Origin of the sequence: Polaromonas sp. SP1, from assembly GCF_003711205.1 — a bacterium.
Taxonomy (GTDB): domain Bacteria; phylum Pseudomonadota; class Gammaproteobacteria; order Burkholderiales; family Burkholderiaceae_C; genus Polaromonas.
The window spans coordinates 2960440-2986413 of record NZ_CP031013.1; the positions used below are offsets into that span (position 1 = coordinate 2960440).

A 25974-nucleotide genomic window follows, 5' to 3' on the forward strand; every position below is an offset into this window, starting at 1 on the left:
TTTGTTATGGTCACCCCATGCATGCAGAAAGCCAGTCCAGCATTGATGGGTTTATCGACGCCTTATGGCTGGAAGACGGCCTGTCGAAAAACACGCTGACGGCTTACCGCCGCGACCTTTCGCTGTACGCCGTCTGGCTGGCAGCCAAAGAGCAGGGCGGGCGCAAGCTCGACGAGACGGCCGAGGCCGACCTCAACAATTACTTTTCAGCGCGGCACGCGGCGACCAAGGCGACATCGGCCAACCGGCGCCTGACGGTCTTCAAACGCTACTTCCGCTGGGCGCTGCGCGAGCGTTTCATCACGGCCGACCCGACGCTCAAGCTCCAGTCGGCCAAACAGGCGCTGCGCGTGCCCAAGACCATGAGCGAAGCGCAGGTCGAGTCCCTGCTGGATGCGCCCGATGTCGACACGCCGCTGGGCCTGCGCGACCGCGCCATGCTGGAGGTGCTGTACGCCAGCGGCCTGCGCGTGAGCGAGCTGGTGGGGCTCAAAACCTTTCACGTCAGCCTCAATGAAGGTGTGCTGCGCGTCATGGGCAAAGGCAGCAAGGAGCGGCTGGTGCCTTTCGGCCAGGTCGCGCGGGAATGGATCGTGAGATACATTGCCGACGCCCGCCAGGCCATCCTGGGCGGCCAGCAGACCGACGACCTGTTTGTCACCGGCCACGGCAAAGGCATGAGCCGTGTGATGTTCTGGATGCTGGTGAAAAAGTATGCGCAGCTGGCGGGTATTCACTCGCCGCTGTCACCCCATACCTTGCGCCATGCGTTTGCCACGCATTTGCTCAACCACGGGGCTGATCTGCGCGCAGTGCAAATGCTGCTGGGGCATGCGGACATTTCCACCACCACGATTTACACCCATGTGGCGCGTGAGCGGCTCAAAGCCTTGCATGCACAACATCACCCGAGAGGATGAGGCCGTCACAGTTGTCCACTGTGCTGGTATTGGAACTCTTCTCTCCGTTCGCCCTGAGGTATCGAAGGGCCGGCGTGCTAGAGGGAGAGGCTTCGATTCCGCAGCCCGAACGGAGAAGAGTTCAGGCGTAACTATCCGGGGGTATCTCACCAGCAGGTGCCGCGGAACCAGCTTGGCCAGGCCGCAGGCATCGCCCCCTGCAAGGGGGGAACAGGCTACACGGAGTGAGCCTGGACGGGGGTGTACATATATTTTCTGGTGAAGGGATAGCTGGACTGTGCGCCGGTAACGGCCGTGTTGTGCACATCGCCCGAAGGCCGCGCCGCCAGCATTTGATGCAGTGAGATCCAGCCCTGCTCAAAGCTCATGGCGCTGCCCGCCAGGTAGAGGCGGTAGGCACGCAGCGTTTTTTCGGCGCGCTCGGTTCCGCCATCCGCAGCCAGCACCCGACGTGCGTCTTCGAGCTTCGCCTCCAGCGCATCCGACCAGTTCCACAGCGTGCGCGCATAGTGGGGGCGCAGGTTTTCGGTGTCCACCATCTCCAGGCCTGCGCGCGACATGTGCTCAAGCACCGCGCTCACGTGCATCAGTTCCCCGCCGGGGAAGATGTACTTTTCGATGAAGTCGCCCATGCCGGCGCCGAGCTGGCGATTCTCCAGGCCGCCGGCGGTGATGCCGTGGTTCATCACCAGGCCGCCCGGCGCCAGCAGGCGCATGATTTTCTGGAAGTAGGCGGTCATGTTGGCGTGGCCCACGTGCTCGAACATGCCGACGGAAGACACCTTGTCGAAGGGCTGTTCTTCCGGCAGGTCGCGGTAGTCGCGCAGCTCCATGCGTACGCGTCCGCCCAGGCCTTTTTCTTCAATCAGGCGATTCACATGGGCATGCTGGTTTTTTGACAGCGTGATGCCGGTGGCGTCAACGCCGTAATGTTCTGCGGCCCACAGCAGCAGGCCACCCCAGCCGGCGCCGATGTCGAGAAAGCGCTCACCGGGCTTGAGCATCAGCTTGCGGCAGATGTGGTCCAGCTTGGCCTCCTGCGCCTGGGCCAGCGTCATGGCGTTGTCGCTGTAGTAGGCGCAAGAATAAACCCGCCGCGGATCCAGCCACAGGGCATAGAAGGCGTCTGAAACGTCGTAGTGAAACTGGATCTGCGCCGCGTCGCGCGCGTGGGTATGGGCGGCCAGCGATTTGGCGCGGTGCAGCAGTCCGGACCACCAGCCGGTGTCGCTGTGCACCGGGTTGCCCGGCAGCAGCTTGGTGACGGCGCGCATCACGTCGCGCATGGCGCCTTCGAGCTGGAGCTTGCCTTCGACGTATTCCTCCGCCAGCGCGCCGATCTGGCCGGCCTTGAGGCGGGCGATGCTGGACCAATGGGAAAACGCCAGCTTGACGGGTGCGTTGGCCGAGCCCAGACGCTGGCCTTGTGGCAGCTGAAGGGCGATGTCCGCGGGCAGGCGCGGCAGTTGCGGCGGGATGTCTGGAACGAGGTGCCTGATCATGCGCAAACTCCTTTTCAGGTGGTTTTGCAGTCTAGCGAGGTTCCAAAAACCCTGCCGGCGTTGAATGTAGGAGAACGCCCCGTCGTGGACTAGGAATTCAGGAAGGCCAATTCGGCCTCGTCAAAACCCGCCAGGCGCCGGGCATCCAGGTTCAGCGGGCCCTTCAGGCGGGGCGCCCCGTACTGCCGGGCCAGCACCGGGTAGGTCGCCACCGGGTCCAGCCCGCGCTGGGCGCACAGGTGGCGGTACCAGTGGTTGCCGATGGCGACATGGCCGATTTCGTCGCGCAGGATGATGTCCAGGATGGCCACGGCCGCCAGCGCCTCGGGCGTGCCGACTTTGCGCAGTTTGGCTTGCATGGGCGGGGTGGCGTCCAGACCGCGGGCCTCCAGCGTGCGGGGCACCAGCGCCATGCGCGCCAGCACGTCGCCCCCGGTTTTGGCGGTCATGTCCCAGAGTCCGGTGTGGGCCGGGAAGTCGCCGTAGTCGTAGCCCATGGATTGCAGGTGGGCGCGCAGCAGGCTGAAGTGGTGGGCCTCCTCGGCAGCCACCTGCAGCCAGTCGAGGTAGTAGGCGCGCGGCATGCCGGGAAAGCGCCAGATGGCGTCCAGGGCCAGGTTGATGGCGTTGAATTCGATGTGCGTTACCGCGTGGAGCAGGGCGGCCAGGCCTTCATGGGTGAAGGGGGAGCGCTTGGGCACGTCGAGGTGGGAGCGCAGCTCGGGCTTCTGCGGGCAGCCGGGCAGGCCGGCCGGCGCCTGGAGCGGCAGGTCGGTTGCTATCAAAATGGTAGCTGCTTGCCTATACAGTGCCTGGGCTAGAAGCACTTTTTGCCCTGAATCGGCCTGCAGCAACGCCTGCAACGCTTGCTGGCGCAGTTCGGCTGGAGGCGGTGTCGTCGTCATGGAGGAATTGTCGGCGATAGCGGGGCGGGGCTCACGCCTGTACGGGCAGACACGGGGCAGGGCGCTCCTTACAATCGGGGCTTCAAGGCCTTTGTCCTTCATGGACCCGCCCCGCCTTCCTCCCCTCCCTTAAACCCAAACAACAAATCATGGCTATTTACCAACTGGACAAGCTGACCCCCGCCGTTCCCGCATCCGCCTGGGTGGCCGACAACGCCCAGGTCATCGGCGATGTGCGGCTTGGCGAGGACTGCAGCGTCTGGTTTGGCGTGGTGATCCGTGGCGACACCGAAACCATTACCGTGGGCCGTGGCACCAATGTGCAGGACAACAGCGTGCTGCATGCCGACATGGGCGTGCCGCTCACCCTGGGTGAAGACGTCACCGTCGGCCACCAGGTCATGCTGCACGGCTGCACCATCGGCGACGGCTCGCTGATCGGCATCCAGGCGGTGGTGCTCAATCACGCGAAGATCGGCAAGAACTGCCTGGTCGGTGCGGGCTCGGTGGTCACCGAAGGCAAGGAATTTCCCGACGGCTCATTGATCATCGGCAGCCCGGCCAAGGCGGTGAGGCAGCTGTCCCCCGAGCAGATCGAGGGTTTAAAAACGATCGCGAAGCACTATATTGAGAATGCCGGCCGTTATAAGACCGGGCTCAAGAAGATCGCCTGAAACCCAAAATGACCCAACAAAACAAGTACATACAGAGCGCTGGCGCCAGTGCTCCCATCCCAGTCAGGGGGCTCAATGTCCGAACTGCATAAATTCATCTTTGACGGGCTGCCTGTGCGCGGCATGCTCGTGCGCCTGACGGACTCCTGGCAGGAAATCCTCAAACGCCGGCAGGCCGGCGGCGGCTACCCGGTCGAGGTCATGCACTTGCTGGGCGAAATGACGGCTGCGGGCGCGCTGATGCAAAGCAACATCAAGTTCAACGGCGCGCTGATCCTGCAAATCTTCGGCGACGGCCCGGTCAAGCTGGCCGTGGCCGAGGTGCAGCCCGACCTGACCCTGCGTGCCACGGCCACCGTCACCGGCACGGTGGACCCGGGCAGTACCCTCAGCCAGCTCGTCAATGTGAGCAACCAGGGCCGATGCGCCATCACACTGGACCCCAAAGACAAGCTGCCGGGGCAGCAGGCGTACCAGGGCGTGGTGCCGCTGTTTGGCGACCACCACGAAAAAATCGAAAACCTGGCGGAAGTGCTGGAGCACTACATGTTGCAGAGCGAACAGCTGGACACCAAGCTGATCCTGGCCGCCGACGGCAATGTAGCGGCGGGCCTCTTGATCCAGCGCCTGCCGGTCAAGGGCCAGGGCAACCTGGAGGGCACGATCGACCGCGACGCCAATGAAGACCAGATCGGCGTGAACGAAGACTACAAACGAATCGCCATGTTGGCCGGCACGCTCAAGCGGGAAGAGCTGCTGACGCTGGATGCCGACACGATTTTGCGCCGCCTGTTCTGGGAAGAGCAGGTCACGCGGTTTGAGCCCTTGAGGCCGAGCTTTGCCTGCAGTTGCTCACGCGAGCGCGTGGGCAGCATGCTGCGCAGCCTGGGCACGGGTGAGATCGAAAGCATTATTTCGGAGCGTGGCAAGGTGGCGGTGGGCTGCGAGTTCTGCGGTGCGCAGTACGACTTCGACCCGGTCGATGCCGCCCAGCTTTTTACCAGCCAGACCCGTCAGCAGCCGCCGACTTCGACGGTGCAGTAGCCCTGCGCCTGGGACGAAGCAGCGTTCCGTCAGGCCGCAGCGCTGTTGCGCTGTGCCAGCAGGTCGCTGAGCAGGCGGTGTTCGCAGACCGGGTCGCTGCATTTGTCGCACACCCAGGTCCAGGCGCCCTTGCCGCCGCGGCGGGCCGCACTGGCACGTCGCAGGTCGGGTAAGGGCGGATTCACCGCGTCCAGCGCCTGCGCCAGGCGCTGGTCCGCGGTGCCATACATCACACGATAGGGAATGCCGGCCGATGCGAAGGCTGCGCGAATGGCCTGGTCGGCGTCCAACTGGGCCGCGGCGGCCCGCGGAGCGGCCTCAAGGCCTGTGAGCAGCACCAGGTCATGGCGGGCCAGGTCGGGCGCAAAAGGAGGTGTTGCCACCGTCACCTCAGCCTGGCGCCCCGACATCTGCAGGGCATGCCCCAATGCGGCGGCGAGCGGGCTTTTTCCGGAAGACGGAGCGCCCGCGATGGCGATCTTCATCACAAGCGCCTATTTGGTGATCTGCACGAAGATTTCATTGGGCTTGACCATGCCCAGCTCGGTGCGGGCCTTTTCTTCCACCATCTCCAGGCCTTCCTTCAGGTCCCTGACTTCGGCCGCGAGCTGGTCGTTGGCGGCCTGGGCCTGCGTGTTTTTGGCGAGCTGCTCAGTCAGCCGGTGCTGCATTTCGCGCACGCTGGGAATACTGCCCCGGCCAACCCAGAGCTGCGCGTGGAATATCGCCAGCAGCGCAATCAGGATGGCGGGGACGAGGCGGTTTCCCATGCCTATGCTTGAAAGTGATGGTTAAAGGACAAGGTTTTTTCGCCGGGCCGCCTCAAGAAAAAACGCGCCCCCTCGGGGGGCAGCGAAGTACGCGAAGCGACGAGCGTGGGGGCCATTTACTTCAGGTTGTAAAAAGCATCGCGGCCTGGGTAGGACGCGATGTCACCCAGGTCTTCTTCGATGCGCAGCAGCTGGTTGTACTTGGCCATGCGGTCCGAGCGCGAGAGCGAGCCGGTCTTGATCTGGCCCGCGTTGGTGCCCACGGCGATGTCGGCAATCGTGGAGTCTTCGGTTTCACCCGAACGGTGGCTGATGACGGCGGTGTAGCCGGCGCGCTTGGCCATCTCGATGGCGGCAAAGGTCTCGGTCAGGGTGCCGATCTGGTTGATCTTGATCAGGATGGAGTTGGCGATCTGCTTGTCGATGCCTTCCTTGAGGATCCTGGTGTTGGTGACAAACAGGTCGTCGCCGACCAGCTGCACTTTTTTGCCCAGGCGCTCGGTGAGGATTTTCCAGCCGTCCCAGTCGCCTTCGGCCATGCCGTCTTCGATGCTGATGATGGGGTATTTGTCGACCCAGGTCGCCAGGATGTTGGTCCATTCGGTGGCGTCCAGGCTCAGGCCTTCCGCGCCCAGGACGTATTTGCCGTCCTTGTAGAACTCCGACGCGGCGCAATCCAGGCCCAGGGCGATTTGCTCGCCTGCGACATAACCCGCGGCGTCGATGGCTTCCAGGATCATCTGGATGGCGGCTTCGTGGTTGGTCACGTTGGGGGCAAAGCCGCCTTCGTCGCCGACGGCCACGCTCATGCCCTTGTCGTGCAGGATTTTCTTGAGCGCGTGAAAAACTTCAGCGCCGTAACGCACGGCTTCGCGAAAGCTCGGTGCGCCGACCGGGATGATCATCAGCTCCTGCAGGTCCAGGTTGTTGTTGGCGTGCGCGCCGCCGTTGACCACGTTCATCATGGGCACGGGCATTTGCATGGCGCCGCTGCCGCCGAAATAACGGTACAGGGGCAGGCCGGCTTCTTCAGCCGCCGCACGTGCCACGGCCATGCTGACGGCCAGCGTGGCATTGGCGCCCAGGCGGGATTTGTTGTCGGTGCCGTCCAGGTCGATCAGCGTGCGGTCCAGGAAGGCCTGCTCGCTGGCGTCCAGGCCGAGTACGGCCTCGGAGATTTCGGTGTTGATGTGCTCGACGGCCTTGAGCACGCCCTTGCCGAGGTAGCGCGACTTGTCGCCGTCGCGCAGTTCAATGGCTTCACGCGAGCCGGTGGATGCACCGGACGGGACCGCTGCGCGGCCCATGACGCCTGACTCCAGCAGCACGTCGCATTCAACGGTAGGGTTGCCACGGCTGTCGAGAATTTCGCGGCCGACGATATCAACAATTGCACTCATTTAGGTTCTTTCAAAATCAGAAGATAAAACTAAAACTAAAAACTTTTGCTACACACCCTCGACCAACACCATCCGCATGACGGCGATACCTTGGCGTGATTGGCGGGCCGCATCGTATTCGGCCGATTCATTGAAAGCACGGGCCTGCTCCATGCTCGGGAACTTCAGCACCACGATGCGATTGGGCGTCCAGTCGCCTTCCAGCACTTCAAGCTTGCCGCCGCGTACGCAGACCTCGGCACCGTGCGCCTGCATGGCAATGCTAGACAGTTTTTTGTACTGTTCGTATTGTTCGGGGTTCGTAACTGTGACGTTGGCAATGATGTAGGCGCTGGGCATGTCGGCTCCGAAGGTTCTTTGAAAGGCCCCGCCGGTGCGGGCTGTTTTTTTTGCCGTCCGGCCCGGGTCTGCCCGGCCGTCGATTTGTTTGAGTTCTGAAGGTGGGTGTTAAAGAAACCGGACCTGTGCACCTGACCAAGTCAAGAGTGTATAGGTCAGGCTGTCCTCCCTGAGTTCGATGTGCTTGTCGCCGACTGTCGCTTGCGTCAGTCCTTCTACCAATACCCTTTCCACCGGTACGCACAGCATGTCGAGGGACACGCCCCGGAATACATCCTCCGCCTGGCTGCGGTAGTTGCCAGCGTTGAACATGGGCGCCACATAGTAGTAGCACGCGTAATTGAAGGGGGCCAGGAAGCCGACCAGGTCGTCGCGGTTGCCGGCGGGCCTGCCGGGCAGGGGGGTTATTTCAAGAAAGAGCAGCGGGCGCAGGCGCGTGAGGGTGTCCTGCGCGCCTTTGAGCAACTCGGGCTCGTACCCTTCGATGTCCGACTTGAGGAAGTCCAGCCGTGGCAGCTGAAGTTCATCCACGCTTTTTTGCGTGACGCGTTCGGTTTTGTCGTAGGTGCGCCTGACCAGCGATGCGGAGCCGAAGTTGTTGATGGCGTTCGGGTCAAGCACCGGGAAGTCGACCGTGCCGCCGGCAGCCCCTATGGCTGCGTGGTGCGCATGCACGTTCAGGCATTCATTGAGTGCAAGATTCGCGCACAACAACTGGTGAGTGTGCCGGTTGGCTTCGAAAGCCAGCACGCATCCGGTATCGCCCACCGCCTGGGAAAACCAGGTGGTGTGCGAGCCGATGTTGGAGCCGGCCTCCAGCACCGTGTCGCCGGGCCGCACGATCTGGGAAAAAAGGCTGACTTCGGCTTCCGACCATTCGCCGTAGGTTCTCAGGCTATGGCCGATATAGGTGTCGTTCACATTGGTCAGGAAGCGGCCGTGGCGGCACTCGTCCAGGCGATACAGCTGCGCTTCCTTGCTGGAACTGCTCATGGTGATGCTAGGCGGAGAAATTGTTCTCGAGGTAGCCGTTTTTCTTGGTCACGCGGTCCAGCGCCAGCAATGTTTCCAGCAGCGCCTTCATGTGTTTGAGCGGCACGGCATTGGGGCCGTCGCACAAGGCCCTGGCCGGGTCCGGGTGGGTTTCCATGAACAGGCCGGCAACGCCGACGGCCACTGCAGCACGCGCCAGCACCGGGACCATCTCGCGTACGCCGCCGCTGCTGGTGCCCTGGCCGCCGGGCAATTGCACCGAGTGGGTCGCGTCAAACACGACCGGCGCGTTGGTCTCGCGCATGATCGCCAGGCTGCGCATGTCGCTGACCAGGTTGTTGTAGCCGAAGCTGGCGCCGCGTTCGCAGGCCATGAAGTTGTCTTCCGGCAGGCCGGCCGCCTTGACGGCCGCGCGCGCCTTGAGGATGACATTCTTCATGTCGCCCGGGGCCATGAACTGGCCCTTCTTGATGTTGACCGGCAGGCCGGACAGCGCGACGGCGTGGATGAAGTCGGTCTGGCGGCACAGCAGGGCCGGTGTTTGCAGCACGTCGACGACTTTGGCGACCTGGGCGATCTGGTCTTCGGAGTGGATGTCCGTCAGCACCGGCACGCCGATGTCCTTTTTGACCTTGGCCAGAATCTCCAGTCCTTTTTCCGTGCCGAGTCCGCGAAAGGCCGTCTCGCTGGTGCGATTGGCCTTGTCGAAACTGCTTTTGAAGATAAAAGGGATGCCCAGCGAGGCGGTAATTTCCTTGAGGGTGCCGGCGGTGTCCATCTGCAATTGCTCGGACTCGACCACACAGGGGCCGGCAATCAGGAAAAACGGCTGGTCCAGGCCAATGTCGAATCCGCAAAGTTTCATGGTCAGGCTACCGCCTTCAGGGGCTTGGCGGCTGGTTTTCCGCCTTGCCCGGCGGTGGCGCGGTGCTGGAGCACGGCCGCGATATAGGCATTGAACAGCGGGTGGCCGTCCCAGGGCGTTGACTTGAATTCGGGGTGGAACTGCACGCCGACGAACCAGGGGTGGACGTCCTGGGGCAGTTCAACGATTTCGGTGAGCTGCTCGCGCTGGGTCAGCGCGGAAATGACCAGGCCCGAGGCGCGCAGGGCGTCAAGGTAGTTGACGTTGGCTTCATAGCGGTGGCGATGGCGTTCGGTCACCACGTCGCCATAAATCTTGTGGGCCAGCGAGCCCTTGGCGACGTCCGAGCTTTGCGCGCCCAGCCGCATGGTGCCGCCCAGGTCGGACTTGGCATCGCGTGTCTTGATGGTGCCGTCGGCGTCTTTCCACTCGGTGATCAGCGCGATCACGGGGTGCGGTGTGGCCGGGTCGAACTCGGTGCTGTTGGCATCTTTGAGGCCTGCAACATGGCGTGCAAATTCGATGGTGGCGACCTGCATGCCCAGGCAGATGCCGAGGTAAGGCATCTTTTGCTCACGGGCGAAACGGGCCGCGCAGATCTTGCCTTCGACACCGCGAACGCCGAAACCGCCCGGCACCAGGATGCCGTCGAAGCGCGCCAGGCGCGAGACGTTGTCGGGCGTGATGGTTTCGGAATCGACGTACTCAATGACCACCTTGGCGTGGTTTTTCATGCCGGCGTGGCGCAGGGCCTCATTGAGCGACTTGTAGCTGTCGGAAAGATCGACGTACTTGCCGACCATGGCGATATTGACTTCGGTTTGCGGATGCTCGGTCTCGTAGACAAGGTCGTCCCAGCGCCGGAGATTGGCCGGCGGGGTATTGAGACGCAGCTTGTCGCAGATCAGGCCGTCCAGGCCCTGCTCGTGCAGCATGCGGGGGACTTTGTAAATCGTGTCGACGTCCCACATCGAAATCACGCCCCATTCAGGGACGTTGGAGAACAGTGAAATCTTTTCGCGCTCTTCATTGGGGATGCGGCGGTCCGCGCGGCACAGCAGCACATCGGCCTGGATACCGATCTCGCGCAGTTGCTTGGCCGTGTGCTGCGTCGGTTTGGTCTTGAGCTCGCCGGCAGCGGCGATCCAGGGGACATAGCTCAGGTGCACAAAAGCCGTGTTGTTGGCGCCCAGGCGCAGGCTCATCTGCCGCACGGCCTCAAGGAAGGGCAGGGACTCGATGTCGCCGACGGTGCCGCCGATTTCGACGATGGCGACGTCGACCGCGTCGGGGGTTTCATAACCGGCGCCGCGTTTGACGAATTCCTGGATTTCGTTGGTGACGTGCGGGATGACCTGCACGGTCTTGCCGAGGTAGTCGCCGCGGCGTTCCTTTTCGAGGACGCTTTTGTAGATCTGGCCGGTGGTGAAGTTGTTGGCCTTGCGCATGCGCGTTTCGATGAAACGCTCATAGTGGCCAAGGTCCAGGTCGGTTTCGGCGCCGTCGTCGGTCACAAAAACCTCGCCGTGCTGGAAGGGCGACATCGTGCCGGGATCCACGTTGAGGTAGGGATCGAGCTTGATTAAAGTGACTTTGAGGCCTCGCGATTCCAGGATCGCAGCTAAGGAGGCTGAGGCGATTCCCTTGCCCAGGGAAGACACCACACCGCCGGTGACGAAGACAAATTTGGTCATGTCAGGTACGAACCGCAAGTTCGTAGAGGTGGTAAACGGAGATTATACGGGTTGAGTGCCGGCAGGCCGCCGCCAGGGCCATTGAATTTCGGCTCAAGGCCATTCCGGGCCCGCCGGGCGGCCGCGAGCGGTGTGGGGGCTTGGCTAGCTGATACATTGCGGAACATGACGAATCAAGCGAACTCCCCCGGTCCCCTCGGAAGCGGCGCAGGCCGCGATGAAGCCCTGGACCTGGCAGGAAAACACATCGTGCTGGGCCTGTCCGGCGGTATCGCCTGCTACAAGGCGGCCGAGCTGTGCCGGGCCCTGATCAAGGCTGGCGCCGCGGTGCAGGTGGTCATGACCGAAGCGGCCGAGCAGTTCATCACGCCCGTCACCATGCAGGCCCTGAGCGGCCGCCCGGTCTATACCAGCCAGTGGGACAGCCGCCCCTCCGGCGGGATGAGCAACAACATGGCACACATCAACCTGTCGCGCGAAGCGGACGCCATCCTGATTGCGCCCATGAGCGCCGACTTCATGGCCAAGCTGCTGCACGGCCGCGCGGACGACCTGCTCAGCCTGATGTGCCTGGCCCGTCCCATCGACAAGGTGCCCTTGCTGGTGGCGCCGGCCATGAACCGCGAGATGTACGCGCATCCGGCCACGCAGCGCAACTTTATCCAGCTGGACGCCGACGGCGCCACGGTGCTGGGCGTGGGAAGCGGCTTCCAGGCCTGCGGCGAAACGGGTGATGGCCGCATGCTGGAGCCGGAGCAGATCCTCGAAGACCTCATCGCTTTTTTTGCCCCTAAGGTGTTGGCCGGCCAGCGCGTGCTGATCACGGCCGGTCCCACCTATGAAGCCATCGACCCGGTGCGCGGCATCACCAACCTGTCGAGCGGCAAGATGGGTTTTGCCATTGCGCGCGCGGCCCGGGAAGCCGGCGCTGATGTGACGCTGGTCGCCGGCCCGGTGGGGCTGCCCACGCCGCGCGGTGTCACACGCGTCGACGTTAAATCAGCACAAAATATGCTTGAAGCCGTTACGGTGCATGCACATGCTGCTACTGTTTTTATAGCAACGGCGGCGGTGGCCGATTGGCGGCCGGCTGCGCCTTCGGCCCAGAAAATCAAAAAGGACGGCTCGGGCAAGACGCCGCAACTGACGTTTTCGGAGAACACGGACATCCTGGCCACAGTCGCCCAGTCAGCCGCCGCCCAGTCGGGGAAGCTGTTTTGCGTGGGCTTTGCCGCGGAAAGCCATGACCTGTTGGAGAACGCACAAGCCAAACGGCTTCGCAAAAAGGTGCCGCTGCTGGTCGGCAATATCGGCCCCGCCACGTTTGGGCAAGACCACAATGCCTTGCTGCTGATCGACGAGAAGGGCGCCACCGAGTTGCCCAGGGCCTCCAAACTCTCGCTCGCGCGGCGGCTGGTGCAGGAAATTGCCGGCAGGATGGCGCCCCGCGCGCAGCCTGGTAAAAAAGCGGCGGCGGCATGAATCACCCCTCGGACACGCCACCTGATGGCGACTTTGCGAGCTATGTCGAGCGCCTGACCGGCGCCAATGCCTCGGCGGGCGCCCGCGAAGACCTGCTCAAGCCTCAGGGGGCCAAGGAGGCCGCAACGCAGTCTTCGCCGCCATCCCGGTTTTCGGCGAGTTCGGGCACACCCTCCGTGAAACCAGCCGCGGCGCCCCTGGCCGGTATCTCGCTGCTGACGCACATCAAGTGGGTGGTCGGCCTGTGGATCGCCACCCAGGCGCTGAGCCGGCTTGTGCCGGGCGCCGGCTTCCTGTTTATTCCCGCGCTGCTGGTTTATGCCGCCTGGGTGATCTTCAAGGTCAATCGCAATTCTTCGGGCGCGCTGGTGCAGCGCTTGCGTGAGCTGGCCCGCCAGGCGGCGGAAGAAGCCCAAAAAAATCAACCATCCAGGAAAAAGTAGTTCATGCAAATCGACGTCAAGGTCCTCGACTCACGGCTTCAAGGCAACCTCCCCGCATATGCAACGCCCGGCAGCGCCGGCCTCGACTTGCGGGCCTGCCTGGATGCGCCCCTCACACTGGCGGCCAATGCCTGGCAACTGGTGCCTACCGGCATCGCCATCTACCTGCACAACCCCGGCTATGCGGCGCTCATCCTGCCGCGCTCCGGCCTGGGCCACAAGCACGGCATCGTGCTCGGCAACCTGGTCGGCCTGATCGACAGCGACTACCAGGGGCAATTGATGGTCAGCGCCTGGAACCGCAGCGACGTGCCCTTCACCATTGAGCCCATGGAGCGCATTGCGCAGTTGATGATCGTGCCCGTGGTGCAGGCGCAGTTCAATGTGGTGGCCGAATTTCCCGCGAGCGAGCGGGGCGAGGGCGGCTACGGCTCCACTGGCAAGGCTTGACCCTCGGGCTTCCTGCGATCAGTGGGGCTTCTCCTACATTCCCTGCAACAGGACTCCCACGTCCTGATGGGCGCAAACCCCACCCGGAATTCGCGGCGGTGTGTCCTTAATGAGCCATGGGAGTCCCTGGCCCCTGGTACAGCTTCTCGCAAGACAAGCAGTTGCAGGTGGCGGGATCTCATGAACTTATTAACAGGAGAGACTCATGCGAAACACATCCCGCCTTATTTCATCGACCTGTGCCGTACTGGCAATTGCCGGCCTGGCAGCGTGTGCTCCCATGAGCCCACCGGTGTCTGATGCCAACTACCCCGCCACCTACCCTAACGCCAGCTACCCGAATCCCAGCTATCCCGCTGCAAACTACCCTGCCAACCAGCAGAACCGCTATGTGGAATACGGGCGCGTCAGCAACGTCGAAGTGTTCCGCACCCAGGAACCTGCCAGGGGCTCAGGCGTAGGTGCCGTGCTCGGCGGTGTGGCCGGTGCAGTGGTCGGCCACCAGATCGGCGGCGGAACCGGCAAGGATATTGCCACGGTAGCCGGTGCAGTCGGCGGTGCGATGGCAGGCAATGCCATCGAGAAAAACCGCAACGCGACGGTCCGTGAAACCTACCGTGTATCCGTACAGCTCGACAACGGAACCGGCCGTGCTTATGACGTGCCGTCCACCGGCGACCTGCGTATCGGCGACCGCGTCAGGATTGAAAACGGCCTGCTCTACCGGATGTAAACACGCAGAGGCGAGTGGCGGGCAGAATGCGCTGCCGCCGCCTCAGTGCAGGGTGTTGTTGCCGGGCGTAATCGGTTCGAGTTTGAAGAAACCCGTGCCCAGGGAGCCTTGGCCAATTTCGTCCTCGGTGGCTTCGCGTACCGCTTCGACCTTGATGGCCAGGCGGATCGCAATGCCCGCCAGGGGATGGTTGCCGTCAAGCACAACGTGCTCTGGGTAGATTTCTGTGACTGTGTAAATATGGTCATGAGGCGCCAGTCCACTTGTGCCTTTGGGAAGGGCTGCACCGTCAAACGTCATGCCTTCTTCCAGCTCCGCCGGGAAAACCTGGCGGGGTTCCAGGAAGACCCGGTTTTCGTCATAGTCACCGAAGGCGTTTTCCGGCTCAAGGTGCAGCTCCAGCCGGTCACCGGCCTCATGTCCCTGCAAAGCCTCTTCAATTTTGGCGAGCAGGTCGTCGCCGCCCAGCAGGAACTCGATCGGCTCATCGAGTTCATCCAGCACATCGCCCAGAGTGTCTTTCAGCGTCCATGTGAGGGCTACGACGCATTGCGGGGTGATTTTCATCCGACAATTGTCCCATGGATGTAAATGAACCTCTAGCGCTTCTCGCCGGCCTGAGCCCGGCGCAATTCATGCGCCGGCACTGGCAAAAAAAGCCCTTGCTCGTGCGCCAGGCGATCCCCGGGTTCAAGCCACTGCTCAGCCGCAGCGCGCTGTTCAAGCTGGCCTCGCGTGAGCAGGTGGAGTCTCGCCTCATCACGAAGCAGCTCAAGGGCTGGCGCATGGCGCAAGGCCCCGTTGCCCCGCGCAGCCTGCCGCCGCTGAGCCAGAAAGCATGGACTTTGCTGGTGCAGGGCGTGGACCTGCATGAGCCTTCGGCGCATGCGCTTCTGCAGAAATTCCGTTTTGTCCCTGATGCGCGGCTGGACGACCTGATGATTTCATTTGCCACGGCGGGCGGCGGCGTGGGGCCGCACTTTGACAGCTACGACGTATTTTTGCTGCAGGCCAGCGGCCGGCGGCGCTGGAAGATCGGGCGGCAAAAAGACCTGAGCTTGCAGGAAGGCGTGCCGCTGAAAATTTTGCAGAACTTTGAACCCGAGGAAGAATTTGTGCTGGAAGCCGGCGACATGCTGTACCTGCCCCCGCGTTATGCGCATGACGGCATTGCAGAAACCGCGATGCAGGCGGACGGCAAGGCGGCGGATTGCATGACTTATTCCATCGGCTTCAGGTCACCGGGGCACAGCGAGCTGGCATCGGAGCTGCTGCAGCGCCTGGCCGAATTCAGCGAAGAGGGCGGCGATGACCCTGCATCCGGCGGTGGCCGTAGCGCGAAGGCGACGGTTCTCTACCGTGATCCCGGGCAAGCCGCCACGGCCACGCCGGCCGCCTTGCCGGCCAGCCTGGCCGTTTTTGCCGGACAGGCTGTCCAGGAGGCGCTCAAAGACCCCCTGGCGCTGGCTTGTGTCCTGGGCGAATACATGACCGAGCCAAAGGCTTCCGTGTGGTTTGACGAGGCCGTTCACGAGTGGGACGCCGATTCCGCGCAGGCAGGGCAGTCCGGTGTCCGGCTTGATCCCCGCACCCGGATGATGTATGACAGCGACCACGTCTTCATCAACGGCGAGAGTTATCGCGCCAAGGGAGCGGATGCAAGCCTTATGCGGCGGCTGGCCGACCAGCGCAGCCTGGCGCCGCGTGAACTGCGAAAAGCCGGCGCGGCCGCGCTGGCCTTGCTGGGTGATTGGCATGATGCCGGCTGGCTGCGGCAGGAGTTGCCGCCCGCTGAATCCTGAACTGCTGCCACTGACTCCGGGAGAAGCCTCATGGACACCGAAAAATCAGCGACCCCGCCTTTTGCCTTGCTGGAGGGCCGCTTCAGCGGCCTCACGGACTTTACAGCGCTGATCCGCCAGGCGTTCTCGGCGGCGGCCGCGCAGGGATGGCGCGAGATCATCGTCTGCGATCCTGATTTTGGCGATTGGCCCTTGGGCGAGCGCGCGGTGGTCCAGGCCTTGAATGACTGGTCCAGGACCGGGCGCAAGTTCACCATGCTGGCCAAAAACTACGACGAAGTACTTCGCCGGCACGCAAGGTTCGTTACCTGGCGGCGAACCTGGGCGCACATTGTGGAGTGCCGTGCCAACGCATCGGCGCCGGCCGACGATATGCCCAGCGCGCTGCTGGGCCCCCAATGGGTGTTCGAGCGCCTCGACCCGCAACGCTGCACCGGGGTTGCCGGCTCCGAGGTCGCCAGGCGGGTTGCGCTGAAGGAGCGCCTGAATGAACGCATGCTGAAAAGCTCACCGGCCTTTCCTGCAACGACGCTCGGGCTCTAAGCCGGGTATTGGTGCACAGGGGTCCGCCTTGCGGTAGCGATTGGCCGACTAAGGGTTTTCAGGCTTGCATTCATGTTTCTAATATCCGGCATATAATTTAAAGCTGGGTAGAAAGAGCTCGAGTCCTTTCCCCGGTCAAAAATACACTTGAATTCCGGTTCAGGTTTTTTTTTGGCAATTTCCGGAAATTGTTTTCTTAAATATCATCAAGGATCGTAAAAATGAACAAGTCACTCGTCCTGGCAGCTATCGTTGCCGCTGTTGCTCTGGCTGCTTGCGGCAAGAAGGAAGAAGCTCCTGCGCCAGCACCCGCACCAGCTGCTGCTCCAGCACCTGCCGCTGCTCCAGCACCTGCTGCTGACGCATCCGCACCAGCCGCTGCTGCTCCTGCAGCCGACGCAGCTGCTGCTGCCGCCACTGCTGCTGCCAGCGCCGCGAAGTAATTTCTTCAGCGATTCGAAAAAGCCGCCTCATGGCGGCTTTTTTTATGCCTGTTTGTTTTTTTACGCGTGTAGCGTCCGGTCTTCAGGCCTTCAGACGCTGAGCCAGGGGGTGCCGGTGTCGGGTTTTGCCACGACGATGTCTTCCGCACCGCAAGACAGGGTTTCAGCCATCAGGCTTTGAACCAGCGCCGGCCGGTTGTTCTGCGCGCTCAGGTGCGCTGCTACCACGTGCTTCAAGCCCTTATGGGTGACCAGGCGTGCGATGTCCGCCGCCGCCACATTCGAAAGATGGCCGTACTGGCCGCCTACCCGGCGTTTCAGGAAGGGCGGATAAGAGGATTGGGCCAGCATGTCCGTGTCGTGGTTGCACTCCAGCAGCAAGGCATCACAAGCGGCAAGATGCGCCATCACGTGGGCGGTGGCGTGGCCAAGATCCGTCAGGATGCCCAGCTTGGCCGAACCGTCGGTGCAACTGAGCTGCAGTGGTTCACGCGCGTCGTGGGGCACGGTAAAGGGTGTGAGCTGCATGCCGCCCAGGTCGATGACCTGGTTATCGCGTGCCGTGCGAAGCAAGCCGTCAAAATCCGGCGACCCAATGGCGGCGTGGGTGCCGCGGCTCATCCAGACCGGGATGCGGTAGCGCAAGGCCAGTGACCGCGCGCAGCCAATGTGGTCGCCGTGCTCATGTGTCACAAATACGGCGTGGATGTCTTGCGGCTGCAGGCCGGCTTCACCCAGGCGATAGAGCAGGTGCTTGAGGCCCAGCCCGCAATCGATGAGGACACGCAAGGGAGCGGTCCCCACCGCTTCGACCACTGTGGCATTGCCCGAACTGCCGCTGCCCAGGCTTTTGAACCTTAACACCGCGGTGGAAGACCTCTGTCTGGGGAGCCGGGCCGCGAGCGGGTTCTTATTTCAGGTCGTCGGCGATCACCTGCACAATGCGCTGCGCATTGGCAGACGCTTCAGGCGCGCCCTGGGCGTTAAGGACCGCCACCGTGGTGCTTTCACCCTGGCTCTTGACGGTGATCTGGTACTTCAAAGGTGGTACGGCAGCAGGGGAGCCGCTGAACAGCTTGCTGAAGAAACCAGGTTCGGTCTTGTTTGCGACGGGCTCGACATAACGCACGAAGTAAGTACCTTTGCTGCGGTCGCGGTCTTCGACGGTGAAGCCGGTGCGGTCCAGGGCCAGGCCGACCCGGCGCCAGGCGCGCTCAAAACCTTCGTCGATCTGGACGACAGGCTGGTTGTTGACGGTGGCGATGCGGGAGGTCTGCCTTGGCGTGCCGGCCGCCACCAGGGCTTTTGATTGCTCTTGCGTCACGCCCAGTTTGACCATCAGGCGGCGCAGGAATTCGGCCTCAAGTTCAGGGTCTGCGGGGCGGGGCTGCCATACCGTGCTGTCGCCGGTAGACGCGCCGCTTTTTGCGCCGGTGATGACTTCCACCATGCCGCGGTGGCTGACATAAATTTCGGTGCCGCCGTCGGTGCGGCGCTCCAGCCGGGTGCGGAACTTGTCGCGCTCGCCGGTCGAGTAAAGGCCGTCAAGCACTTTGCCCAGGGCGCTGCGGATGAAGTCTTGCGGGAGCTTGGCGCGGTTCTCGGCGTAATCTGTTTCCATGATGCCGAGGTTTTCCTGGTCTTGCGACAGCAGGAAGCCGCTCTCCAGCCAGAAATCACGGACAGGGCCCCAGAGCTTGTCGGCGGGACGGTTCACGACCAGCCAGCGCTGGCTGCCCGCGCGTTCAATGCGCACGTCGCCCACGCTCACCGCTGCGGTTTGCACCGCCTGGGCGGGTTGCCCCACCTGGTAGTTGCTGGCGGACACCGCCGTGCCGGGCACCACGTAACGGGTTTCACGGCTGAGCTGCGTGAGGTCGGGAGGAACATCCAGGGATGGGCCCTTCGCGCCGCTCGTCTTGTAGTCGACGCGCTCGCCGTCCATGACATCCCTGAGGGTGGAGCAGCCGGCGAGCAGGCTGAGGGCAACCAGTGCAGACACGGTTGCGGTGCTCCGGGCTTTTGAAAATGCAGGACGTGTTGACGATATCTTCACTTGGGTTCCCTTAAAAATCAGATCAGGCAAGTCAAATCAGGCCGCAGGCGCGCAGCGCGCCTTCGACGGCAGCTTCGTTCGAAGTTTCCAGCGGCGTCATCGGCAGGCGCAGCGTGCCACCGCAAAGGCGCATGCGGGCCATGGCCCACTTGACGGGAATCGGGTTGGCTTCGACAAAGAGGTTTCGATGCAGCGGCAGCAGCTTTAGTTGCAGTTCCATGGCGCGCCGGGCGTCGCCTGCCACGGCGGCAACGCACAGTTCGTGCATGAGGCGCGGCGCGACGTTGGCCGTCACGCTGACATTGCCCTGGCCGCCGCACAACATCAGCGCCACGGCGGTCGGGTCGTCGCCGGAATACACGGCAAAGCCCTTGGGCACTTCCTTGATCAGCCACTGCGCACGTTCGATGTTGCCGGTGGCTTCCTTGATGCCGACAATGCCGGGCACCTGGGCCAGGCGCAGCACGGTGGCATGCGCCATATCGGCCACGGTGCGGCCGGGGACGTTGTAAAGCACGGTCGGCAGGTCGCCCACGGCCTCGGCGATCGCCTTGAAGTGGCGGTACTGGCCTTCCTGGGTGGGCTTGTTGTAGTAGGGGACGACCTGCAACTGGCAGTCGGCGCCGACCCCTTTGGCGAATTTGGCGAGCTCGATGGCTTCGGCGGTGGAGTTCGCGCCGCAGCCGGCCATGATGGGCACGCGCTTTTTGGCCTGCTCGACCGACACCCGGATGATTTCGCAGTGCTCTTCGACATTAACGGTAGGGGACTCGCCAGTGGTTCCCACCACGCCAATGCAGTCGGTTCCCTCGGCGATGTGCCAGTCGACCAGCTTGCGCAATGTGGGGTAATCAACGCTGCCGTCTTCGTGCAAGGGCGTTGCCAGTGCAACGATGCTGCCAGTAATGGGTTTCATGCTTTGCTTGTAATCGTTCGCGGCCTGGGGAGGGTCTGGCCGCATGACTGCCGGCCGGCTCCAGAAAGCCAATCCTGCATTCTACCCAGAGCCTAGGGCAGTAAATACCGGGCCGGGGCGGGCAAACCCGCAGTCGCGGGGGCGTCACGCACGGCGGCGATGCGCTGGATGAAGCGCGGCGGGGTTTCATGGAAACCTTCTTCGAAAGCCACCACCCGCAAGCCTTGGCAAACCTCGAGCAATTCACCGGGCCGCAGCAAAAAGTCGGGCCGCGACGGCTTGCCGACCGTTTCATTGCCCTGCGTAAAAGTTTCGTAAATCAGCACGCCGCCCGGCGCGAGGCTGGCCACGAGGGTAGGCAGCAGCGGGCGCCAGAGGTAATTGGTGACGATGACGGCGTCAAACTGGCGGCCCGCAAAAGGCCAGGGGCCGCCTTCGATATCCGCCACCACGGCTTCAAAGGCCGTGGCGGGAAGCTGGTTTGCTATGAAATCGATAGCGTCTTGTGCACGATCCACAAGGGCCAGAGGGTGATTTCGTTCATAAAACCAGCGTGCGTGGCGTCCGTGGCCGCAGGCGACGTCCAGCACGACGCCGCGCTTGGGCACCAGGTGTGACCAACGTTGCACCCAGGCGGAGGGCGGCTCCGTTCCGTGCAAAGCTCCCGTCATGTTGGTTTGACGTCGTCTTTCAGCGCCGCCAGCGCCATCGCTTCCACCCGGCCGGGCGCAATCAGCTTGAGCCAGCGGCCCAGCTTGCCCTTGGCCGTCATGACGACTTCGCGGTCCCGGCTCGCCATGCCCTGCAGGATGAGGCGGGCGCATTCTTCGACGCTCATGGCGCCGTCTTCTTTCAGGCCGCTGGATCCCGCCGGCACGCCGGCCGCATTGAAGCCGCGGTGCCGGATGTTGGTGGCGACCACGCCCGGGTAGGCCGTGGTCACGCTGACGCCGGCACCCTTCATTTCGGCGCGCAGCGCCTCAAAAAAGCCCACCATGGCAAATTTGGTGGCGCTATAGGCTGTGCGGCCCGGCACGCCGATCAGCCCGGCCAGGCTGGACACGGCCACGATGCTGCCGCGGCGCAGTTTCAGGTGCGGCAAGGCGGCATGGGTGCACCACACGCTGCCCCACAAATTGATGCGCATCAGCTGCTCATACCAGGCAAGATCTTCGGCTTTGACGTCTTCCAGCAGGGCCTGCGCCGACATGCCGGCGTTGTTGATGAGCGCGTCGATGTGGCCGAAGCGCCCGGCGGCGGCGTCGATCAGGTGGCGGCATTGGGCCTCGATGGAGACATCGGTTTTGACGACCAGTGTTTGTGCGCCGCGCGCGGCGCATTGGCCAGCGACCTCCTGGAGCAGCGCTTCGTTGCGCGCGGCCAGCACCAGCGCCACGCCGGCGCCGTGGGTTTGGGCGAGTTGCCGCGCCATCTCGGCGCCTATGCCGTCGGAAGCCCCTGTAATTACTATCGTTTTCATAGCAGCTAGTGCACGTGTTTATTGGGCTGGAGCCCGAAATAACTTAAAAATTCCGGGCCGGCCTTACTTGGAACGCAAGAGTGCAAAGGCTAGAAGCAGGCCCAGATCTGGTTGGCGAGTGTGACCAGGAAATCGGGCCGTGTGTAGAGGGCAAACACCCCCAGCGACGCGATGATCGCGAGCGCCCACAGGCCGATGGTTTTGGCCATGTCAGGCCCCTTGCGGCAGTTTGCCGAGCCCGCCGCGAACAATCGGCGTCTCGCGTACCGGCAGGTTCACCAGCGCGGCAAACACGCCCAGCGCAATGGCGATGTACCAGACGATGTCGTAGCTGCCGGTGCGGTCATATAGATAGCCGCCCAGCCAGACACCCATGAAGGAGCCGATCTGGTGGCTGAAGAAGATAAAGCCGCCCAGCATCGACAAATGCTGGATGCCGAAGATCTGCGCCACCACCGCATTCGTCGGCGGAATCGTCGACAGCCACAAGAGGCCCATCAGGCTGGCAAAGATATACACGCTCAGCGGGCTGAGCGGCGCGGCCAGGAACACGGCGATCACCACGGCGCGCGCGAGGTAGATAAATGCCAGGATCTTGCGCTTGGCGATTTTTTGGCCCAGCGAGCCGGCAATGTAGGTGCCAAAAACATTGAAGAGGCCGATCAGCGCCAGCGCGTAGCTGGCCACCTGGGGCGACAGGCCCTTGTCTTTCAGGTAGCTGGGCATGTGCACGCCGATAAACACCACCTGGAAGCCGCAGACAAAGTAGCCCGCCATCAGCAATTGAAAGCTCGGGTATTTGAAGGCTTCGCGCAGCGCCTGGGCGATGGTTTGCTCACGCTTGGCGGGCTGGCCGCCGGTAAAGCCGCCTTCACGCAGGCCCAGCGCCAGCGGCGCGATCAGCAGCACGGCGCCGCTGAGCACCAGCAGGGCTTCCTTCCAGCCCAGGCCGCTGATCAGGAAACCTTCGACCGGCACCATCAGGAACTGGCCGAAGGAGCCCGCCGCCGCGGCCACGCCCATGGCCCAGGAGCGTTTTTCAGCCGGGATATTGCGCCCGATCACGCCGTAAATGACGGCGTAAGTCGTTCCGGCCTGTGCCGCGCCGATCAGCACGCCGGCCGTCAGGGTAAACAGCAAGCCGGTCGGCGACAAGGCCATGCCGACCAGGCCCAGTGCATAGAGCAGGGCCCCGACCACGATCACACGGAAGGCGCCGAAACGGTCGGCCGCCATGCCGGCAAAGATGCCGAAAATGCCCCAGGAGAGGTTTTGCACCGCCAGCGCAAAGGCAAATGTCTCGCGCGTCCAGCCCTGCGCCTGGGTGATGGGCTGCAGCCAGAGGCCGAAGCCGTGGCGTATGCCCATGGAGAGCGTGACGATGGTGGCGCCGCAGATCAGCACCTGGAGCATCGAGAGTTTTTTGGTGTCGGAGGTCATGGGTGGGTCGCCGGACGGCGCAAAAGAAAGCGAAAAGTAGCTATCCGCCGACTGTAACGAAAATGGCAAAACGCTGCCGCCGGGCTCGCTGTTCGTGCGCAGCGAAGGCCTAGGACCGATCCCGCGAAAACGATCAGCAATAGCGTGGAGCTGTACGTCCATACAGTGACTTTCGCAGCCCCGACTACAATTGCGGCAATTCTTTCATCTGCCATGGCTGACAAACTACCCACCGACTATTCCGAAGGCTCGATCCGCGTGCTCAAGGGCCTGGAGCCCGTCAAGCAGCGCCCGGGCATGTACACCCGCACCGACAACCCCCTGCACATCATCCAGGAAGTGCTGGACAACTCGGCCGACGAAGCGCTGGCCGGCCAGGGCAAAAAAATCAAGGTCACCCTGCACACCGACGGCTCGGTGAGCGTGGAAGACGACGGCCGCGGCATCCCGTTCGGGCTGCACCCGGAAGAAAAAGTGCCGGTCATCGAGATCGTCTACACCCGGCTGCATGCCGGCGGCAAGTTCGACAAGGGCAAGGGCGGCGCCTACAGCTTCTCGGGCGGCCTGCACGGCGTGGGCGTCAGCGTGACGAATGCGCTGTCCAAGCGGCTCGAAGTCACGTCCTACCGTGAAGGCATGGTCGCCCACCTGGTGTTCTCGGGCGGCGACGTGATCGAGAAGCTGCACCTGCGCAAAAACGGCGAGGGCGACCGCAAGACCGGCACCACCGTGCGCGCCTGGCCCGATGCCAAATACTTTGAGTCGGCCACGCTGCCCATGGCCGAGCTCACGCACCTGCTGCGCAGCAAGGCCGTGCTGATGCCCGGCGTCACGGTGACGCTGACCAACGAGAAAACCAAAGACGTCCAGACCTGGCTTTACAAGGGCGGCCTGCGCGACTACCTGATGCAGACGCTGACCGGCGACCCGGTGATCCCGATGTTCGAGGGCGAAGGGTTTGCCGACGCCTCGCACGAAAGTTTTGCCGAAGGCGAGGGCGCGCAGTGGTGCGTGGCCTTCACCGAAGAAGGCCAGCCGGTGCGCGAAAGTTATGTCAACCTGATCCCGACCAGCGCCGGCGGCACGCATGAAAGCGGCCTGCGCGACGGCCTCTTCAATGCCGTCAAGAGTTTTGTCGACCTGCATTCGCTGCTGCCCAAGGGCGTCAAGCTCCTGCCCGAAGACGTTTTTGCCCGCGCCAGCTATGTCCTGAGCGCCAAGGTGCTGGATCCGCAGTTTCAGGGCCAGATCAAGGAGCGCCTCAATTCACGCGATGCGGTGCGGCTGGTGTCCAGCTTTGTGCGCCCCACGCTGGAGCTCTGGCTTAACCAGCACGTCGACTACGGCCGCAAACTGGCCGAACTGGCCATCAAGGCCGCCCAAACCCGCCAGAAAGCCGGCCAGAAGGTCGAAAAGCGCAAGGGATCCGGCGTGGCCGTGCTGCCCGGCAAGCTGACCGACTGCGAAAGCCGGGACCTGGCGCACAACGAAGTCTTCCTGGTCGAGGGCGACTCCGCTGGCGGCAGCGCCAAGATGGGCCGCGACAAGGAAAGCCAGGCCATCCTGCCCCTGCGCGGCAAGGTGCTCAATACCTGGGAGGTCGAGCGCGACCGCCTCTTTGCCAACACCGAAATCCACGACATCGCGGTCGCCATCGGGGTCGACCCGCACGGCCCGAACGACACGCCCGACCTTTCGGGCCTGCGTTACGGCAAGGTTTGCATCCTGAGCGACGCCGATGTGGACGGCTCGCACATCCAGGTATTGCTGCTGACCCTGTTTTTCCGCCATTTCCCCAAATTGATCGAATCGGGTAATGTCTATGTCGCCCGGCCGCCGCTGTTCCGGGTGGACGCGCCGGCGCGCGGCAAAAAGCCGGCCTCCAAGGTCTACGCCCTTGATGAAGGCGAATTGACCGCCATATTGGACAAGTTACGCAAAGATGGCGTAAAAGAGGGGGCCTGGAGCATCAGCCGCTTCAAGGGGCTGGGCGAAATGAGTGCGGAACAATTATGGGAAACCACACTCAATCCTGATACCCGCCGCTTGTTGCCCGTGCAACTGGGCAACCAGGATTTCCTGCAAACCGAGACGCTCATCACCAAACTGATGGGCAAAGGCGAAGCTGCGGCGCGCCGCGAACTGATGGAGCTGCACGGCGACGCCGTGGAAATTGACATTTGATGAAACTGCCTTTGGCCTTGCGCCTCCCATTTCCCGCATTTATTTCGCTGCTGCGCAGGCCTTTGCGCACCGCCGGCCTGCCCGCCATGGTGTTGGGGCTGGCCGCACTGTTTTCCGCCCCGGCCCATGCCGACATCTGGGGCTATGTCGACAAGGACGGCATTGCGCATTTCTCCGCCGCGCGGCTGGACGACCGCTATGAGCTCTTTTTCCGCGGCGCCGAAAGCTTCAGCGCGGGCGGCAGCAACGCCGGGCGCAGCGGCAAGGCCGTGGGCAGCGGCGCCAACCGTGCCACGGGTGTGGCCGCCGCGCCGCCCAAGCTGCTGGCCTACTTTGATGTGTCGCCCAATTACAAGGCCGTCAAGCACCTGCTGCGCGAGGCCTCGGCCACGCACGGCATCGACTACGAACTGCTGCAGGCGCTGATTGCCACCGAGTCGGGCTTCAATACCCAGGCGGTATCGCCCAAGGGCGCGGTCGGGCTGATGCAGCTGATCCCGCCCACGGCGGAGCGTTATGGCGTTCGGGCCACCAAGGACTCCACCGTCCACAAAAGGCTGACCGACCCCAAGACCAACATCCGCGCCGGCTCCAGTTACCTCAGCGACCTGATCGCCATGTTCCCGGGCCAGCTCGAGCTGGCCATCGCCGCCTACAACGCGGGCGAGGGCGCCGTCCAACGTGCGGGCAACAAGATTCCGAACTACCCGGAAACCAAAAACTACGTCAAGACCGTGATGCAGCTCTACAACCACCTCAAGCCGCCCAGCATGATGGCGTCTTCCGGTGGCCGGGTGCGCATGGAGATGATGGGCGGCACCGGCCGCGGCAACATGGTGCCCGCGACCACGGTGGCATCCACCGTCACGCCAGAGGTTCAGCCCGAGCAGAACTGA

General features: G+C 63.2%; 28 protein-coding genes. 11 read left to right on the top strand and 17 right to left on the bottom strand.

Annotation, left to right across the window (positions count from 1 at the left end; translation table 11 throughout):
* Positions 1-17 precede the first annotated feature (17 nt).
* Positions 18-920: a site-specific tyrosine recombinase XerD gene (gene xerD, locus DT070_RS14115; RefSeq protein WP_122955973.1), complete on the top strand. Its 903-nt coding sequence runs from the start codon at positions 18-20 to the stop codon at positions 918-920.
* 215 nt (positions 921-1135) lie between these two features.
* On the opposite strand, the gene DT070_RS14120 is transcribed toward xerD, so the two are convergent.
* Together DT070_RS14120 and DT070_RS14125 are read right to left on the bottom strand one after the other, a co-directional pair.
* A complete protein-coding gene (locus tag DT070_RS14120) occupies positions 1136-2422 on the bottom strand; it encodes a class I SAM-dependent methyltransferase (protein WP_194965917.1) in 1287 nt (428 codons plus the stop codon).
* Between the two features lie 89 nt (positions 2423-2511).
* Complete coding sequence (locus tag DT070_RS14125) at positions 2512-3327, bottom strand: ferritin-like domain-containing protein (RefSeq protein WP_122955974.1); 816 nt, start codon at positions 3325-3327, stop codon at positions 2512-2514.
* A 149-nt stretch (positions 3328-3476) separates the two neighbouring features.
* On the opposite strand from DT070_RS14125, the gene DT070_RS14130 reads away from it, so the two are divergent.
* Positions 3477-4001 carry a gamma carbonic anhydrase family protein gene (locus DT070_RS14130; RefSeq protein ID WP_122955975.1) on the top strand — a complete coding sequence of 175 codons (525 nt, stop codon included), beginning with the start codon at positions 3477-3479 and terminating at the stop codon, positions 3999-4001.
* Between the two features lie 75 nt (positions 4002-4076).
* On the top strand, positions 4077-5045 hold the full coding sequence (locus DT070_RS14135) for an Hsp33 family molecular chaperone HslO (protein WP_122955976.1): 969 nt from the start codon (positions 4077-4079) through the stop codon (positions 5043-5045).
* A gap of 29 nt (positions 5046-5074) precedes the next feature.
* Here the strand turns inward: DT070_RS14135 and DT070_RS14140 are convergent, their stop codons facing one another.
* From DT070_RS14140 to DT070_RS14170, 7 genes are all read right to left on the bottom strand, one after another.
* On the bottom strand, positions 5075-5530 hold the full coding sequence (locus tag DT070_RS14140; protein WP_122955977.1) for a hypothetical protein: 456 nt from the start codon (positions 5528-5530) through the stop codon (positions 5075-5077).
* Positions 5531-5539: 9 nt separating this feature from the next.
* A complete protein-coding gene (locus DT070_RS14145; protein ID WP_122955978.1) occupies positions 5540-5815 on the bottom strand; it encodes a septum formation initiator family protein in 276 nt (91 codons plus the stop codon).
* A gap of 116 nt (positions 5816-5931) precedes the next feature.
* Positions 5932-7215, bottom strand: coding sequence for a phosphopyruvate hydratase (gene eno / locus DT070_RS14150; RefSeq protein ID WP_122955979.1), 1284 nt, complete (start codon positions 7213-7215; stop codon positions 5932-5934).
* A gap of 48 nt (positions 7216-7263) precedes the next feature.
* The gene (locus tag DT070_RS14155) at positions 7264-7554 is read right to left on the bottom strand and encodes a DUF1330 domain-containing protein (protein WP_122955980.1); all 291 of its coding nucleotides are present in this window, start codon (positions 7552-7554) and stop codon (positions 7264-7266) included.
* A 108-nt stretch (positions 7555-7662) separates the two neighbouring features.
* Entirely contained in the window at positions 7663-8547 is an 885-nt protein-coding gene (locus DT070_RS14160) for an FkbM family methyltransferase (protein WP_122955981.1), read from the bottom strand.
* A 7-nt stretch (positions 8548-8554) separates the two neighbouring features.
* Positions 8555-9412: a 3-deoxy-8-phosphooctulonate synthase gene (kdsA, locus tag DT070_RS14165; protein ID WP_122955982.1), complete on the bottom strand. Its 858-nt coding sequence runs from the start codon at positions 9410-9412 to the stop codon at positions 8555-8557.
* A gap of 2 nt (positions 9413-9414) precedes the next feature.
* A complete protein-coding gene (locus DT070_RS14170; protein ID WP_122955983.1) occupies positions 9415-11106 on the bottom strand; it encodes a CTP synthase in 1692 nt (563 codons plus the stop codon).
* A 165-nt stretch (positions 11107-11271) separates the two neighbouring features.
* On the opposite strand from DT070_RS14170, the gene coaBC reads away from it, so the two are divergent.
* From coaBC to DT070_RS14190, 4 genes are all read left to right on the top strand, one after another.
* Positions 11272-12588 (top strand): bifunctional phosphopantothenoylcysteine decarboxylase/phosphopantothenate--cysteine ligase CoaBC, encoded by a 1317-nt coding sequence (coaBC, locus tag DT070_RS14175; RefSeq protein ID WP_122955984.1) that lies wholly within the window; start codon positions 11272-11274, stop codon positions 12586-12588.
* Positions 12585-13031, top strand: coding sequence for a hypothetical protein (locus tag DT070_RS14180; RefSeq protein WP_122955985.1), 447 nt, complete (start codon positions 12585-12587; stop codon positions 13029-13031). The genes coaBC and DT070_RS14180 overlap by 4 nt, the downstream gene beginning before the upstream one ends.
* A gap of 3 nt (positions 13032-13034) precedes the next feature.
* Positions 13035-13481, top strand: a complete 447-nt coding sequence (gene dut / locus DT070_RS14185) for a dUTP diphosphatase (RefSeq protein ID WP_122955986.1) — start codon at positions 13035-13037, stop codon at positions 13479-13481.
* Positions 13482-13686: 205 nt separating this feature from the next.
* Positions 13687-14214 carry a glycine zipper 2TM domain-containing protein gene (locus DT070_RS14190; RefSeq protein WP_122955987.1) on the top strand — a complete coding sequence of 176 codons (528 nt, stop codon included), beginning with the start codon at positions 13687-13689 and terminating at the stop codon, positions 14212-14214.
* A 42-nt stretch (positions 14215-14256) separates the two neighbouring features.
* Here the strand turns inward: DT070_RS14190 and DT070_RS14195 are convergent, their stop codons facing one another.
* Entirely contained in the window at positions 14257-14781 is a 525-nt protein-coding gene (locus tag DT070_RS14195; protein ID WP_122955988.1) for a peptidylprolyl isomerase, read from the bottom strand.
* A 14-nt stretch (positions 14782-14795) separates the two neighbouring features.
* Between DT070_RS14195 and DT070_RS14200 the strand changes: the two genes are divergently transcribed.
* A complete protein-coding gene (locus tag DT070_RS14200) occupies positions 14796-16016 on the top strand; it encodes a JmjC domain-containing protein (protein ID WP_122955989.1) in 1221 nt (406 codons plus the stop codon).
* 30 nt (positions 16017-16046) lie between these two features.
* On the top strand, positions 16047-16559 hold the full coding sequence (locus tag DT070_RS14205) for a hypothetical protein (RefSeq protein ID WP_122955990.1): 513 nt from the start codon (positions 16047-16049) through the stop codon (positions 16557-16559).
* 246 nt (positions 16560-16805) lie between these two features.
* On the opposite strand, the gene DT070_RS21515 is transcribed toward DT070_RS14205, so the two are convergent.
* The 7 genes from DT070_RS21515 to DT070_RS14240 all read right to left on the bottom strand — a co-directional run bounded on the left by DT070_RS21515 (position 16806) and on the right by DT070_RS14240 (position 22894).
* Positions 16806-17033 (bottom strand): hypothetical protein, encoded by a 228-nt coding sequence (locus DT070_RS21515; protein WP_194965916.1) that lies wholly within the window; start codon positions 17031-17033, stop codon positions 16806-16808.
* Between the two features lie 59 nt (positions 17034-17092).
* The gene (locus DT070_RS14215) at positions 17093-17866 is read right to left on the bottom strand and encodes an MBL fold metallo-hydrolase (protein WP_122955992.1); all 774 of its coding nucleotides are present in this window, start codon (positions 17864-17866) and stop codon (positions 17093-17095) included.
* Between the two features lie 46 nt (positions 17867-17912).
* Entirely contained in the window at positions 17913-19004 is a 1092-nt protein-coding gene (gene bamC / locus DT070_RS14220; protein ID WP_122955993.1) for an outer membrane protein assembly factor BamC, read from the bottom strand.
* An 85-nt stretch (positions 19005-19089) separates the two neighbouring features.
* Positions 19090-19974, bottom strand: coding sequence for a 4-hydroxy-tetrahydrodipicolinate synthase (gene dapA, locus DT070_RS14225; RefSeq protein ID WP_122957413.1), 885 nt, complete (start codon positions 19972-19974; stop codon positions 19090-19092).
* A gap of 92 nt (positions 19975-20066) precedes the next feature.
* A complete protein-coding gene (locus DT070_RS14230) occupies positions 20067-20645 on the bottom strand; it encodes a bifunctional 2-polyprenyl-6-hydroxyphenol methylase/3-demethylubiquinol 3-O-methyltransferase UbiG (RefSeq protein ID WP_122955994.1) in 579 nt (192 codons plus the stop codon).
* Positions 20642-21454, bottom strand: coding sequence for an SDR family oxidoreductase (locus tag DT070_RS14235; RefSeq protein WP_122955995.1), 813 nt, complete (start codon positions 21452-21454; stop codon positions 20642-20644). The genes DT070_RS14230 and DT070_RS14235 overlap by 4 nt, the downstream gene beginning before the upstream one ends.
* Before the next feature lie 210 nt (positions 21455-21664).
* Complete coding sequence (locus DT070_RS14240; RefSeq protein ID WP_122955996.1) at positions 21665-22894, bottom strand: MFS transporter; 1230 nt, start codon at positions 22892-22894, stop codon at positions 21665-21667.
* 213 nt (positions 22895-23107) lie between these two features.
* Here DT070_RS14240 and DT070_RS14245 point away from each other — a divergent pair, with 213 nt between their 5' ends.
* Together DT070_RS14245 and DT070_RS14250 are read left to right on the top strand one after the other, a co-directional pair.
* Complete coding sequence (locus DT070_RS14245) at positions 23108-25078, top strand: DNA topoisomerase IV subunit B (protein WP_122955997.1); 1971 nt, start codon at positions 23108-23110, stop codon at positions 25076-25078.
* A complete protein-coding gene (locus tag DT070_RS14250; protein WP_122955998.1) occupies positions 25078-25974 on the top strand; it encodes a lytic transglycosylase domain-containing protein in 897 nt (298 codons plus the stop codon). Before DT070_RS14245 ends, DT070_RS14250 begins: the two co-directional genes overlap by 1 nt.